The organism is Vibrio sp. D3, from assembly GCF_043995865.1.
Classification (GTDB): Bacteria; Pseudomonadota; Gammaproteobacteria; order Enterobacterales; family Vibrionaceae; genus Vibrio; species Vibrio diabolicus.
The window spans coordinates 1,181,397-1,194,556 of sequence record NZ_CP171887.1 but is presented as its reverse complement, the minus strand read 5'-3'; the positions used below and the strand labels follow the sequence as shown (position 1 = coordinate 1,194,556).

Here is a 13,160-nt window from a genome sequence, read left to right as displayed (position 1 = left end):
AACGGTTTAAGGTCGCTGGAATGTCATGTGAACGGCACTGATACTTCGAGCTAAAAAGCCGCCTTCACAATAGCTCAGGTAATAGCGCCACATGCGGACAAAGCGGTCGTCATAACCGAGAGAGCGTACGTGCTCTTCAGCTTGATTAAATCTAGAGTGCCACTCGCTCAAGGTTTTCGCATAGTCCAAGCCAATATCAAATAAGTCTCTCACCACCAAGTCACTGTTTTTGGTCGCAGCTTGAGTTAAAGATGTAACCGAAGGTAAAAAACCACCTGGAAAGATGTATTTCTGGATAAAGTCAACGTTGTTACTGTAGTAATCATAACGCTGGTCAGCGATAGTGATGGCTTGAATTGCCATTAAACCACCCGGCTTGAGTAATGATTGGCATTGCTTGATGTAGGAAGGCAAAAATTGTTTTCCAACCGCTTCGATCATTTCTATCGAGACTAGCTTATCGTAGTGACCCGAAAGGTCTCGATAGTCTTGTTTTAATAGAGTGATCTTGTCACCCAAATTTCGCTCTCTAATTTTTTGTTCAGCGTAAGCATGCTGCTCTTCAGAAATCGTCGTTGTCGTTACATGACAACCATATTGCTCTGCCATGTAAATGGCCATAGCCCCCCACCCTGTACCGATCTCAATCACTCGATCGGATGGTTGAAGCTCAAGTTGCTGGCACAAACGATCCATTTTGTTGATTTGCGCTTGTTCCAAAGTATCGTTGTCTTGCACATATAAGGCCGATGAGTACAGCATGTTGTCGTCTAAAAATGACTCGTACAAATTGTTGCCCAAGTCGTAATGCGCATGAATGTTTTTACGAGAGTTCTCTTGAGAATTGCGGTTGGTCCAATGACTGAACTTGTACAGTATTTTAGTCAGCCAACTTCCTTTCTCTTCAAGTTTATCTAGCGCGCGCATATTGAGAGCCATAAGTTTCATTAACGAGGTTAGATCTGGGCTGTCCCACCAACCATCCATATAAGCCTCACCCGCTGCAATGCTGCCACCTTGCAAGATTCGCGAGTAAAAGCCAGGATGCTTTACCTCAATCGTCGCCACAACAGGCTGACCGCTGTATTCACCGTTGGGCGCATTAAAGCGCTCGCTTCTTTCTTTCGTTTCCGTCTTAAAGCTTTCAATAACAGTTAAGCAGCCGATTTCCATTTTTTGCAGACATTGAAAAATAACTCCGCGAGCCGCCTTTTGTGTTGTCGTCAATTTGCGCGGCAATGTCATAGAACTGGTATTTAACATGCAGAATTCTCCTTGTGCTTTTTATTTTTTTTGTCTGTTTTTTTAGTGTCGGCTTCTATTTCGTCGTGTGTTGAATATTTAGGATGAGAATAAAAAGGCGCGCCTTTCACCCAAAGTTTTAATGCGTGCCAATAAATACCAACCATTACTTTTACCGTCTGTATTGGCGTAACGATCAAACACTTCGATAAGCTTTTGCTCGAAAACACTTGAGCTTTCATTGTCATCGTCGCATCAAAGTGCTTTTCGCTTTTGTGGCATTCAAGATGAATCCTTAACTTGTCCGTCAGTGGTTTAATCTTCCAGTGATACTGTTGGTCAATTGGATTAAACGGAGAAACATGAAAGGCTTTCTCTTGTTCCCATCCAAAGTTTTCATCGTTTTGCTCAGCAGCGACTGCGTAGTAATGACGCTCGTTCCAAGGTGTATTGCTGACTTCAGCTAAGAGGTATTTCCATTCCCCTTCTTTGTTATAAACGTAGTAGAAATTCACCGGACTAAAATAAAGTCCTAAATAGCGCAAATGACAAACAGCGATGACTTTGCCGGTACAACGAACACCTGTTAACTCTTCAATTTTGTCGTGTACGGCCACCTTTAAACAGCCCTCACCAACATAGTCACTGCGTTTAAAGCGTGCCCAATGCCACCAACGAGTGCCAAATCCCCAAACTTTTTCCTCTAGTTTTTTTAGCTCATCGACGTCAATAGCTGGCATAAACAATGAGTAGTTCAATTCATGTTTTATCGGCGTGAACCTGCGATGTCGAACGTTGCCAACAAACAACTGGCTGTTCATTTGGCTATCCATATCACGCAGCACCTTTTTCTAAGTTGACAGCCGTTTGAACGCGATATTTCTCTTCAAGCCCTTTCACTACGTCCAACGCACTGCGAACGCCATCCTCATGGAAACCGTTGTACCAATAAGCGCCGCAGAACCAAGTATTGTTCAGCCCTTGCACCTCTTCTTTACGTTGCTGTGCAGCGATAGAGTCGGTGGAGAACACTGGATGGTGATAGGTAAACGTCCGTAATACTTTGCTCGGTTCGATCTGCTCAGTGCTATTTAGCGTGACACAGAATGTGTGTTCAGATTGAACATGTTGGAGAATATTCATGTTGTAAGTAAGCGAAGGGAGGCGTTGCTGTTCGTCTTCACTGCCCTCCAGTAGGTAGTTCCACGAAGCCCACGCCGCTTTACGCTTTGGAAGTAAACTCGTATCAGTGTGAAGCACCACTTCATTCGCTTGATAAGCCATATTACCCAGCACCTCTTGCTCGACTGGGCTAATGTCACCTAACATGTTCATCGCTTGATCACTGTGACAAGCAAAGATGACATCATCAAACCAGTGCATTTCACCGTTAACTTTTAAACCCACACCATTCTCACTACGGAGCACTTTTTCTACCGGACTATTGAGTCGAATTTTATCGATAAAACCTTGAGTCAAAGGTGGAATGTACTCACGAGAGCCACCTTTAATTACATACCATTGCGGCCTGTTAGTGACATCAAGCAATCCGTGATTTAAGAAAAAGCGAAGGAAAAACATCAGCGGAAATGCGCGCATGTCCGCTAAAGTCGAAGACCAAATTGCAGCGCCCATCGGCAAAATGTAGTTATCTGAAAAGAAAGTACTGAAGTTGTGCTCATCAAGAAACTCACCTAGCGTCTGAGAATGACTCGATTGTTTGCTAGCGACGCTTTTGGCAAGTTTGTTGAAACGAAGGATCTCGAAGATAAAACGATAGAACTTAGGATTTACCCAATTGCGCTTTTGAGCAAATAATGTCGACACGGTATGACCGTTATATTCCAAGCCATTGCCGTCGTTTCTTACGCTGAAACTCATCTGGGTTGGCAATCCTTCGACACCAATCTCGTTCATCATTTTGATGAAATTAGGATAAGTGCGATCGTTGTAAACGATAAAGCCCGTATCAATCGCATATTCTTTACCATCGAGTTTTACATCCACCGTCGCGGTGTGCCCGCCAATGTAATCGTTAGCTTCAAATACGGTGACATCGTGCTCTTTATGTAGATAGTAACCACACGTAAGGCCAGAAATTCCGGTCCCCACAATCGCTATCTTCTTTCTTCCTGCTGTTTTCATTTTTATTCCTTCTTATGACACGAGTTTAGCAGTTAGGCGAGCTTGCCAACTGTATGGAAGTAACGAGATAAAACGTAAAATACTGGTAAACCTCGCGGGGAAATAGATGTGAGTCTTGTTGGCAGCCAACTGTTTTCTGATAGAGTTCGAGGCTTGCTGCGTAGAAATAATCATCGGCATTTCGAAGTCATTTTTGTCAGTTAACGGGGTTTCAACAAAGCCTGGGAACACGGTCACCACTTGAATGCCCTTCTTCTTCAAATCAACAGCTAATGTGCGAGCAAAGTAGCTCACAGCGGCCTTAGAAGCGCCGTAGGCTTCAGCCCTTGGCAACGCGACTTCTGAAGCAATAGAACCCACGATAACGATGCGATGCCCTTTATCTAAGTGTGGTTGGCAACCTTCTACGCAGTTGGCAACACCAACGACGTTTACATTCATCACACGCGCCATGAGTTTCGCGTCAACCACACCGTTGTCCATATACTCACAATCCCCTGCATTAAAAACCCAGGTACTCGGCGTGAAAGGCAAACTGGACAGCGCCTGCTGAGTTTGTTCATGGTTTGTCACGTCAAACTGCAATGTATGGATATTAGAAGAAGCAGCCCCCAATTCAGCGAGAACGTCTTTGTTTCGCCCACAAGCAATAACGCTCCAATCAGAGTTCGCGTAATCTAAAGCCAATTGCTTTCCTATTCCGGAGGTAGCGCCAGTGATTAAGATAGTATTGTTCATTGTCCTAACCTCTGCTTGATGGTTTTTACGACTGAGCCAAGTAAAGGTAAGTTTTCGTAAAGCATTTCTCCGAGATCAAAGTAATCTCGGTGATAAATAACTTGGCCTTCGCTGAACTTAAGATGCGACACACCATTAACGAGAATAGGTGCACCTTTTTGAAGTTTGGGATGCTGAAGATCCATGGTCCACGTTAGGAAGCCAGTATCTCCGACTTGTTGATGTTCGTGGATAACAAAGTCACAGCTTATGACGTTGGCATATAATGATGTGAAGTAATCTGAAAGTGCAGGCCACCCCTCTAAACGATGAGCAGCATCTTCAAAGACGACATCTTGGTGATATACGTCTTTAAGCAGATGTAAATTCGCTTTATTCAGCTTTTGATAGATATTGCCAACAGACTGTATGTCCATGTGTTTACTCCTACATGCCCATCAAGTTATACAAAATTATTATATGTACAAGATAGTTCATTCTTTAAAAGTTGTACAAAAATAATTTTGTATAACTTTGTTTCTGTAGGTAGATACGTGATGGATCTCGCAAGCGATCAATCGATCAAAAAAAAGGCTTGGTCAAAACCAAGCCTTTTCAGGAAATTAACGATTACTTTCGCGTGCGCTGTCAGTTTTTACAACTAGTATTGCTGACTACGTAACGCTGCAATACGTTTATCTAGCGGAGGGTGGCTCATCAGTAGCTCAGTCAATGACTGCTTGCCATTGATACCGAATGCCATCATTGTTCCATCAAGTTGAGATTCGTGACTCATCTTCAAACGTTCCAATGCCGCGATCATTTTCTCTTTACCAACTAAGTGAGCAGCACCTGCGTCGGCATGGAATTCGCGATGACGGCTGTACCACATGGTAATAAAGCTTGCTAAGAAACCAAACACTAGCTCAAGCACCATAGATACACCGAAGTAAACCATCATGTTTGTACCTTGACCTTCTTCATCATCGTTCGATGCCACAATATTGGCGATAAAACGGGATAGGAAGATAACAAACGTGTTCACAACGCCTTGCATCAATGTCATCGTGACCATGTCACCATTTGCAATATGGCTCACTTCGTGGGCCAGTACCGCTTCTGCTTCATCACGAGTCATATTGTGTAAAAGGCCAGTGGAAACCGCGACAAGAGAGTCATCTCGCTTTGCCCCCGTCGCGAATGCATTGATATCTGGTGAGTCATAAATAGCCACCGTTGGCATACCAATACCCGCTTGCTGAGCTTGACGACCCACAGTTTCGACTAACCAATGCTCAGTTTCGTTACGCGGACTTTCAATGACCATACCGCCAACCGAGCGCAGTGCCATGCCCTTTGACATCATCAACGAAATAAGTGCACCACCAAAACCAAATATGGCGGCCATAACTAGCAAACCAGAAAGACTGCCAGGTTGCATTCCAGTGGTAGCGTAAACAATATTCAGAACAACACTAAGCACTAGCACGACAGCTAGGTTAGTTGCTAGGAATAACATAATTCGCTTCATTACTTTTCTCCGAGGAAGCTTATCGTTTTTTTAAAACGGATTGTTATAAGGAACAGGTGGTAATCGCTGTAAAAGCCAATTCCGCTAAGTTTCATGCTCCGTGCGTTATAGATATAGTCTATCCGCGATAAAAACAAGGTTAAGCAATAAATTGCAACATTTGTTTTCGAGACTGAAAGATTATGTTCAAGCGATTTCTAGGCACGTTCTGATAAAAGTCATTACCTCCATTCATATTCATTCCTTTCCGTAATGAAAAGTACTTTGAATCGCACCTCATCTATCAATGGATGACCTTGATGTTAAATCTATCACCTCTGGGCAACTTAGCTAGAAATATTTTACTAGACCAAAAACAGTATGTTAGCCCCGCTATAGACTTTGGTCTTATTGTGCGGCGACATGGACATGCTAGATTCAGGTGAGATGAACAAAACAGAGCCACTCTAAGTACATTAAAAAGGTACATTAGGTGAGCTCAAAACTTCCATGTATTGAGGGAAAAACCATGGTAGAAACTAACGATTATCAAATGGCTATTGATTTACTACGTTGTCATCTAGGCATCTCAGAGGATGAGGCGAAGCAACAACTTGGTATTTCAACCGATCATCATATGTCTCAGCGTGTTGCAGAAACACAGCAAGCATTGATGGGGCTTAGCCAAGATAAGTAATCTGATGTTATAGATTACACCAATAAAAAAGGGCTGCATTACGCAGCCCTTTGGTTTTTAGTATTTTAAACACAATCAGTCAGTATTTAGCAAAGGCTCGACATTAATGTACTTGCCTAGCTCTTTGCGCTTAGCACTTGGAATGTATGGGATTTCGCCAAGCTTAGGCGCACCAATACGCGCTTCAAGCATCTCGATAATATCAGCATAGTGCTCGGTGCCAGGGTTCACTCGGTTTGCCACCCAACCAACAAGATTCAAGCCATCTGCTTTAATACTCTCTGCCGTGAGTAAAGCATGGCTCAAACAACCTAATTTAATACCAACCACCAAGACCACGGGTAACTGCTCTGCTTGTACCCAAGTAGATAAACAGTCGGTATCTGACACAGGCACACGCCAACCACCAGCGCCCTCAACGAGAACGACATCAGCTTGCTGCTTGTGTTGAGCCAACTTTTCACTGAGGAGTTCGTATTTTATTTCGACATGTTCATGTTTTGCCGCGATGTGAGGAGAAGCAGGCAATTCTAAAGCGTATGGATTCACATCATCATAAGCGACATCGAGTGTCGCGGCCGCTTGTAAATGTAAGGCGTCAGAGTTACGCCATCCAGCTTCAGTCTTATCACTCCCTGCTGCCACTGGTTTATAACCAATAGTATTTAGTCCTTTTGCTGCCAACGCTTGCAAAATGGCTTTAGACGCTACCGTTTTTCCTACATCAGTATCCGTACCAGCAATAAAAAAAGCATCAATCATAGATGTATTACTCCAAAACAAACCTGATAACTTGCAGGTAGAAGACCTTGATCATTTTTAAACGCTTGGTACTCATGCTCAACTTGCAACAAAGTCTCTCGACTGGTTAAACCATGTGAGCGCCCGCTTACGTGATTTGCACCTATACCTTTGAGGTCACGCATAACTGAAAATGCTGAGTCGTACCAAACTGTGATGGTGGTCAAGTCTAGTTGATGGTTGTCACATCGAGATTGCGCTAACGCAATTTTTACCTGATTGAGCGATAGAAAGTTATTGACGTGTTGATATGCATCAATTTTTTTCCATGATGCACGCAACTCGCACAGTGACCCTTCAGCTAGGGTAGAAAAAGCCGCCTTCCCATTAGCTTTTAGTACACGACGAACTTCTCTCAGGGGATAACTTAAATCGGCACACCATTGCAAAGCCAAGCTAGAGAATACGTAGTCGAAGCTTGTATCGTCGAAAGGCAAGTTTTCTGCGTCGGCTAGCACATAATTCATTCGTTCATGGCCACAGCGCACCATAGCTTTGCTTAACATCTCTTGAGAGATGTCCACACAAAACACTTCAGCGCCACGCTCTTGAAGAAGTTGAGAAAAATAGCCAGTACCACATCCTAAATCCAAAACACGTTTATGAGTTAAGTCATTCGGAAATTTGTCTAGTAAGCGATGGCCGACATCACGCTGGAAAGCGGCATGTTTGTCGTACGTGTTAGCTGCCTTACTAAAGGAAGCGGCGATCGCTTGTTTATTAGGCAGTAAGCAATCCAACTTCATTTGCTCTGCATTATCCATTACTGCGTTCCTAATGCTTGCTTCAACGCCATTGAAAGCGTTTTAACTTGTTCGTTAGTGTGATTAGCAGTTAGTGTGATTCGAAGACGAGACGTCCCTTTCGGTACTGTTGGAGGGCGAATAGCAGTAACCCAAATACCGTTTTGGCGACAAGCACCTGCCACTCGCAAAGCCAAATCAGATTCACCAATCACAAACGGCTTAATCGAAGTTTGAGTCTCAACAAAGCCCTCAACGTCGCTGAGGCTATCTCGATACACTTCACTTAACTCTGTGAGCTTTTCACGTCGCCAAGACTGCTCTTGAACCATCGAGACAGCATGCGTGAGCGCATAGGCTTGTGCAGGAGGCATCGCCGTGGAATACACATGGTGACGAGCAAACTGAGTTAAAAAGTCCCCCGTTGTGTGGTCACATAAAATAGCCGCGCCAGACATACCAAACGCTTTGCCGAAAGTAACGATCAGTATCTCAGGCTTAACCGCCGCTAATTCACATGAGCCACCGCCAGATTCCCCTAGAACACCGATACCATGAGCGTCGTCTACAGCAAGCCATGCATCATGATTACTGGTGACGTCAGCTATATCAGCAAGTGGTGCACAATCCCCGTCCATACTAAACACCCCTTCAGTCACGACTAAGTGATTGTCTTCGCTATTCAGCAGCGACTTTAGGTGCTCGATGTCATTGTGCTTGAAGCGCTTCATTTTAGCTGGTGACAACGCCCCCGCTTCCATCAACGAGGCATGGTTCAAACGGTCTTGAATGAGTAAGTCTGATTTTTCTAGCAAGGTGAATAACAAAGCTTGATTGGCACTGAATCCAGAGCCAAACAGGACTGCCCTTTCGTAACCCAGCCATTCAGTTAGTGCTGCTTCTAAATTGCTGTGCGCTGCACTAAAACCGGTGACCATTGGAGACGCGCCGCTACCGCTGCCGTATACGCTTAAACCTTGCTGCCAAGCCCGAACAAGCGCTTGGTCATTGGCCAATCCCAAATAATCATTACTTGAGAAATTAATGTAGCGTCTGCCTTCGTGTTCCAAAACGGACTGGTTACCGGCAAACACCACATTCATAGAACGATTCAGCCCCTGCGCTTTACGATCGGCAAGGGCGGACTCGATACGAGATTTAAACGCTGGCATCGTAGAAAAGGTCGTCTTTTGTCGGACGGGCAGCAACGCGCTCTACGACGCGATCTAGCAACTCGTTTTCTTCGACTTCATCAGGTTTTTGAGACACCTCTTGGCTGTTAATGCCGAGCTTGTTAAACAGCATCATGTCTTTGTCTTCAGAAGGGTTTGGCGTGGTCAGAAGTTTGCAGCCATAGAAGACGGAGTTGGCACCCGCCATAAAACACAGCGCTTGCATTTGTTCGTTCATGTTTTCACGGCCAGCGGATAAACGAACGGCTGATTGAGGCATCATGATTCGTGCTATTGCAATCAGACGAATAAAGTCGAACGGCTCAACGTCGTCCACTTCTTCCAATGGTGTGCCCTTTACCTTCACGAGCATGTTGATTGGAACGCTTTCAGGGTGTACCGGCAAGTTAGCCAATTCAACCAACAAACCTGCTCGGTCGTTAGCACTTTCACCCATGCCGATTATGCCACCGGAACAAATCTTCATACCAGCATCACGAACGTGAGAAAGCGTATCTAAACGGTCTTGGTAAGTACGGGTGGTAATGATGTTGCCGTAGAACTCAGGTGAGGTATCGAGGTTATGGTTGTAGTAGTCCAGACCTGCTGTTGCCAATTGCTTTGCTTGATCTGGCGTCAACATGCCCAATGTCATACACGTTTCTAAACCCATGCCCTTCACGCCTTTGATCATGTCGGTCAAATGCGGCATGTCACGCTCTTTGGGGTTTTTCCATGCGGCACCCATACAGAATCGAGTAGAACCAGCATTTTTGGCTTTTTGCGCAGCATCGAGTACGCGTTCTACTTCCATCAGACGCTCTTTCTCGATGTCTGTGGTGTAACGAGCACTCTGAGGACAGTACTTACAATCTTCTGGACAAGCACCTGTCTTAATCGACAAAAGCGTGCTTACTTGAACATGGTTGGTTTGTTGGTATTGACGATGAACAAGCTGCGCTTCGAATAGGAGATCCATGAATGGTTTTTCCATGAGATCGCGCACTTCAGCATGCGTCCAGTTATGACGAACTTCCACGTGTATTCCTTTAATCACTTTTTTTGTTGTGTTGACAGTCTACTGAGTCTCGATAAACTGTCAACACAACACAAAACAACAAAGTTTACATCTGTTTGTTTTTTAATCTCATTTGTTATTGGAATCGCACATGGATCTCGCCTTCGACCGCCAGCATATCTGGCATCCTTACACTTCGACATTAACACCTCTGACCTGCTACCCAGTAGAATCAGCAAGTGGTGTTCACATTAAATTGGAAGACGGTACTGAGCTTATCGATGGCATGTCTTCTTGGTGGTCGACGATCCACGGCTATAACCATCCGCACTTAAATCAAGCGGCTCACCAGCAAATCGATCAAGTCTCTCACGTGATGTTTGGCGGGATTACCCACCAGCCAGCAATCAGTTTGTGTAAGAAGTTGCTACCCCTAGCGCCAAGTAATCTTGAACATGTATTCCTTGCCGATTCAGGCTCCGTTGCCGTAGAAGTCAGCTTAAAAATGGCACTGCAATATTGGCATGCAAAAGGTGAACGCCGACCGAAGTTTCTTACTTTACGACACGGTTATCACGGTGACACCTTTGCGGCCATGTCGGTAACCGATCCTGATAACTCCATGCACTCTCTCTACAAAGGCTTTCTGCCTGAGCATATCTTTGCGGAGTCACCAACTTGTGGTTATTGGGATAAATGGAAGCCAGAAGACCTTACCGACTTCGAGCACAAGATTGAAACGCACCATCAAGAACTTGCTGCGGTGATCCTTGAGCCTATCGTTCAAGGCGCAGGTGGCATGCGTATCTACCATCCCGAATTTCTCAAAGGCGTGCGTAGACTTTGCGACAAATACGGTTTGTTATTGATTGCAGATGAGATCGCTACCGGTTTTGGACGCACAGGCAAATTGTTTGCCTGCGAACATGCAGATATTCAACCAGACATTCTGTGTGTCGGGAAAGCACTCACTGGCGGCTACATGACGCTCTCTGCGACCCTAGCGAGCAAACACGTAGCAGACACTGTTTGTGGTGGTGATGCTGGTTGTTTTATGCACGGTCCAACCTTTATGGGGAATCCACTCGCTTGTGCTGTAGCTACTGCAAGTTTGGAATTGATCGAGCAAGGTGATTGGAAGCAACAAACCCAACAAATTGAAACGCTGTTTTCTGAGTTACTACCAAAACTTGAAGAATACGACTTGGTGAAAAACACCCGTTGGTTGGGTGCTATTGGCGTAGTGGAGACGCATCGCCCTGTGAATATGGAAACCATCCAGGCTCTCTTTGTTGAGCACGGTGTTTGGATTCGTCCATTTGGCAAACTGATTTATATGATGCCGCCGTTCATCAGCAAGCCGGAAGATATTGAAAAGTTAGTGAATGCGATTGATGCTGCGTTACAACGCAAAGACTGCTTCGCTTCATAGTTCAATTCAACATGAAAACGGTTTGAGTATGAGACTCAAACCGTCTCGTTATTTATTAGAGCAGTAAAGCTATCGAAGTTGACTGTCTTTACTCGCTCGTCGATTAAATAATACTTGGCGTTGAGAGACCAGTTCGATAGTTGACTTACATTCGATACACAAACGAACGCCTTTCATTGCAAGACGACGCGCTTCCGGAATCTCATCACCACACTCATCGCAGTAATGGGCGCTCTCACCTTTTGTGATACTGCCACGAACACGGGAAATTTCGTCGCCTATTGTGTTTTGAATTTGTTGGCTGACGCTATCGTCGTTTGCCCACCCTACGGCCATAAGCCCTCCTCGTTACTTGAATGAGAAAATCTACTTACCGTGGTAAGGTGGATGATTATATCGATTACAAATAACAAGATAATTAGGGTAAATTCGAAAACACTATTACGCTTTGGTAATAATTACTCTGCAATCGATTATTCGGCACTCTCATGGAAAAGCAATGCAAGGTTACTCATACTCCCTTCCTCACATTCAAAGTACTGCGTTTGCTCAGGCTCTCTCAAAGTAACACTGAGTATCTTCTCTACCTCACCAAACTCCTCGCTAAAGTACTCACTGACTAATATGACGCGCTCACCAATACTAAATTCCAGTGACTTCTCATCTACCAACGCTCGATGATAATGTTCAACACGATAATCTTGAGGTTTTATCCGCTGTAAAACAGAGCTTTGATTCTCAATGGACTCATTAAAGATAATCCCGCCTTTGCCTTGCTCTATAAAAATACTAAAGTTCATAGTTTGGTTCACTGAGCATTCAAAGACTTTTCTGGGCGAGGTGTTAGCAACAGCAAACGTGCTCATCATCGCAACACTTAAACCCAAAGTGACTGCCAATCGTTTCATTACCATTCAGCCAACACTGTAAATAGCGCTTGTTCAGACATACGGGTTAATACATATCCGTGTGAAGATGAATACGAGCCACTGAGTACACTATTCTCTTTCTCAATAACGATATCCTCGATGCCGTCAGCGTTGTAATCACCTTTTGCGATAACGGTAATAACCTGAAAGCCATCAGTCGAATCGTAATACTCTGCTCTGACTTCACTGATGACCTGAGTTCTTTGGATATGGTCTTCTTCATCCCACGTTGATAGTGTCTTTGCTTTCTCTGCACTTTCGTCAGAAATAACAAAAGCAAGTGCACTTGGAGCGAAATTAGGAAAGGTATCGTCTAACTTAAAGTCTGATATAAATGAACGCTTAGAGGCAGCTAACTTTGCCATCTCACTCCATGTTTGGCACTGAGTTAAATATGCTTTAAACGCGCCGTATTCATAGGCTTTTGCCGCAGTAAAGCCCGTAGAGTTTGCCGTAGCTAAGTCTTGGCAATTAGATACTAGTTTTTCTTCATCAGATGCACGTTTCAATTCAAGTTCATAGCCCCAATCGAGTGAGTTACGAAGTTGCATATTTTCTTTGGAAGGTTGCGCTATTTCGCGCGCGAAAAAGCGATCGGTTCGCTCACTATCTAAGTATTGAGGCTGAATAAGTTCACTTGCGATAACACTCTTACTAATGAGCAAAGTAAGCGCAAAAATAATAAGCAATGAAAGATGATTTACTGGCATAACGTTTAACAACAAGGGCAAATGATGCCATTAGCTTGTCACGT

Annotated in this window: 15 protein-coding genes; 2 read left to right on the top strand and 13 right to left on the bottom strand. The window is 44.3% G+C overall.

Annotated elements, in window-relative coordinates:
• Positions 1-6: 6 nt before the first annotated feature.
• The 6 genes from ACHFJ9_RS13580 to htpX all read right to left on the bottom strand — a co-directional run bounded on the left by ACHFJ9_RS13580 (position 7) and on the right by htpX (position 5,635).
• Positions 7-1,263 carry an SAM-dependent methyltransferase gene (locus ACHFJ9_RS13580; protein ID WP_046874768.1) on the bottom strand — a complete coding sequence of 419 codons (1,257 nt, stop codon included), beginning with the start codon at positions 1,261-1,263 and terminating at the stop codon, positions 7-9.
• A complete protein-coding gene (locus ACHFJ9_RS13575) occupies positions 1,257-2,075 on the bottom strand; it encodes a DUF1365 domain-containing protein (protein WP_395357123.1) in 819 nt (272 codons plus the stop codon). Before ACHFJ9_RS13575 ends, ACHFJ9_RS13580 begins: the two co-directional genes overlap by 7 nt.
• A 1-nt stretch (position 2,076) precedes the next feature.
• Positions 2,077-3,387, bottom strand: a complete 1,311-nt coding sequence (locus tag ACHFJ9_RS13570) for an NAD(P)/FAD-dependent oxidoreductase (RefSeq protein WP_074191108.1) — start codon at positions 3,385-3,387, stop codon at positions 2,077-2,079.
• A gap of 12 nt (positions 3,388-3,399) precedes the next feature.
• Positions 3,400-4,125 (bottom strand): SDR family oxidoreductase, encoded by a 726-nt coding sequence (locus ACHFJ9_RS13565; protein WP_046874765.1) that lies wholly within the window; start codon positions 4,123-4,125, stop codon positions 3,400-3,402.
• Entirely contained in the window at positions 4,122-4,541 is a 420-nt protein-coding gene (locus ACHFJ9_RS13560) for a nuclear transport factor 2 family protein (protein WP_005390833.1), read from the bottom strand. The genes ACHFJ9_RS13565 and ACHFJ9_RS13560 overlap by 4 nt, the downstream gene beginning before the upstream one ends.
• 224 nt (positions 4,542-4,765) lie before the next feature.
• Positions 4,766-5,635, bottom strand: coding sequence for a protease HtpX (gene htpX / locus ACHFJ9_RS13555; RefSeq protein ID WP_005390832.1), 870 nt, complete (start codon positions 5,633-5,635; stop codon positions 4,766-4,768).
• 472 nt (positions 5,636-6,107) lie between these two features.
• Between htpX and ACHFJ9_RS13550 the strand changes: the two genes are divergently transcribed.
• Entirely contained in the window at positions 6,108-6,311 is a 204-nt protein-coding gene (locus tag ACHFJ9_RS13550; protein WP_162860661.1) for a hypothetical protein, read from the top strand.
• Between the two features lie 75 nt (positions 6,312-6,386).
• Here the strand turns inward: ACHFJ9_RS13550 and bioD are convergent, their stop codons facing one another.
• From bioD to bioB, 4 genes are read right to left on the bottom strand one after another with little or no spacing between them, the layout of a single operon-like run.
• On the bottom strand, positions 6,387-7,073 hold the full coding sequence (gene bioD, locus ACHFJ9_RS13545) for a dethiobiotin synthase (RefSeq protein ID WP_005390831.1): 687 nt from the start codon (positions 7,071-7,073) through the stop codon (positions 6,387-6,389).
• Positions 7,070-7,876, bottom strand: coding sequence for a malonyl-ACP O-methyltransferase BioC (gene bioC, locus ACHFJ9_RS13540; protein WP_258693150.1), 807 nt, complete (start codon positions 7,874-7,876; stop codon positions 7,070-7,072). The genes bioD and bioC overlap by 4 nt, the downstream gene beginning before the upstream one ends.
• Positions 7,876-9,027 carry an 8-amino-7-oxononanoate synthase gene (bioF, locus tag ACHFJ9_RS13535; protein WP_167426727.1) on the bottom strand — a complete coding sequence of 384 codons (1,152 nt, stop codon included), beginning with the start codon at positions 9,025-9,027 and terminating at the stop codon, positions 7,876-7,878. Before bioF ends, bioC begins: the two co-directional genes overlap by 1 nt.
• Positions 9,014-10,066, bottom strand: a complete 1,053-nt coding sequence (bioB, locus tag ACHFJ9_RS13530; protein WP_167426728.1) for a biotin synthase BioB — start codon at positions 10,064-10,066, stop codon at positions 9,014-9,016. Before bioB ends, bioF begins: the two co-directional genes overlap by 14 nt.
• Before the next feature lie 130 nt (positions 10,067-10,196).
• Between bioB and bioA the strand changes: the two genes are divergently transcribed.
• Entirely contained in the window at positions 10,197-11,477 is a 1,281-nt protein-coding gene (gene bioA, locus ACHFJ9_RS13525; RefSeq protein WP_395357119.1) for an adenosylmethionine--8-amino-7-oxononanoate transaminase, read from the top strand.
• A gap of 69 nt (positions 11,478-11,546) precedes the next feature.
• Here bioA and ACHFJ9_RS13520 read toward each other — a convergent pair whose 3' ends face one another.
• The 3 genes from ACHFJ9_RS13520 to ACHFJ9_RS13510 all read right to left on the bottom strand — a co-directional run bounded on the left by ACHFJ9_RS13520 (position 11,547) and on the right by ACHFJ9_RS13510 (position 13,116).
• Positions 11,547-11,813: a DksA/TraR family C4-type zinc finger protein gene (locus tag ACHFJ9_RS13520; RefSeq protein ID WP_395357117.1), complete on the bottom strand. Its 267-nt coding sequence runs from the start codon at positions 11,811-11,813 to the stop codon at positions 11,547-11,549.
• 137 nt (positions 11,814-11,950) lie between these two features.
• On the bottom strand, positions 11,951-12,391 hold the full coding sequence (locus ACHFJ9_RS13515; RefSeq protein ID WP_085343596.1) for a hypothetical protein: 441 nt from the start codon (positions 12,389-12,391) through the stop codon (positions 11,951-11,953).
• A complete protein-coding gene (locus ACHFJ9_RS13510) occupies positions 12,385-13,116 on the bottom strand; it encodes an ATPase (RefSeq protein WP_395357115.1) in 732 nt (243 codons plus the stop codon). Before ACHFJ9_RS13510 ends, ACHFJ9_RS13515 begins: the two co-directional genes overlap by 7 nt.
• Positions 13,117-13,160: the final 44 nt, after the last annotated feature.

Coding starts and splice junctions, on each gene's coding strand:
- ACHFJ9_RS13510 (WP_395357115.1), bottom strand. CDS start 13,116: ATGCCAGTAAATCATCTTTCATTGCTTATTATTTTTGCGCTTACTTTG.
- htpX (WP_005390832.1), bottom strand. CDS start 5,635: ATGAAGCGAATTATGTTATTCCTAGCAACTAACCTAGCTGTCGTGCTA.
- ACHFJ9_RS13580 (WP_046874768.1), bottom strand. CDS start 1,263: ATGTTAAATACCAGTTCTATGACATTGCCGCGCAAATTGACGACAACA.
- bioA (WP_395357119.1), top strand. CDS start 10,197: ATGGATCTCGCCTTCGACCGCCAGCATATCTGGCATCCTTACACTTCG.
- bioC (WP_258693150.1), bottom strand. CDS start 7,876: ATGGATAATGCAGAGCAAATGAAGTTGGATTGCTTACTGCCTAATAAA.
- ACHFJ9_RS13515 (WP_085343596.1), bottom strand. CDS start 12,391: ATGGTAATGAAACGATTGGCAGTCACTTTGGGTTTAAGTGTTGCGATG.
- bioF (WP_167426727.1), bottom strand. CDS start 9,027: ATGCCAGCGTTTAAATCTCGTATCGAGTCCGCCCTTGCCGATCGTAAA.
- ACHFJ9_RS13570 (WP_074191108.1), bottom strand. CDS start 3,387: ATGAAAACAGCAGGAAGAAAGAAGATAGCGATTGTGGGGACCGGAATT.
- ACHFJ9_RS13560 (WP_005390833.1), bottom strand. CDS start 4,541: ATGGACATACAGTCTGTTGGCAATATCTATCAAAAGCTGAATAAAGCG.
- bioD (WP_005390831.1), bottom strand. CDS start 7,073: ATGATTGATGCTTTTTTTATTGCTGGTACGGATACTGATGTAGGAAAA.
- ACHFJ9_RS13575 (WP_395357123.1), bottom strand. CDS start 2,075: ATGGATAGCCAAATGAACAGCCAGTTGTTTGTTGGCAACGTTCGACAT.
- ACHFJ9_RS13520 (WP_395357117.1), bottom strand. CDS start 11,813: ATGGCCGTAGGGTGGGCAAACGACGATAGCGTCAGCCAACAAATTCAA.
- ACHFJ9_RS13565 (WP_046874765.1), bottom strand. CDS start 4,125: ATGAACAATACTATCTTAATCACTGGCGCTACCTCCGGAATAGGAAAG.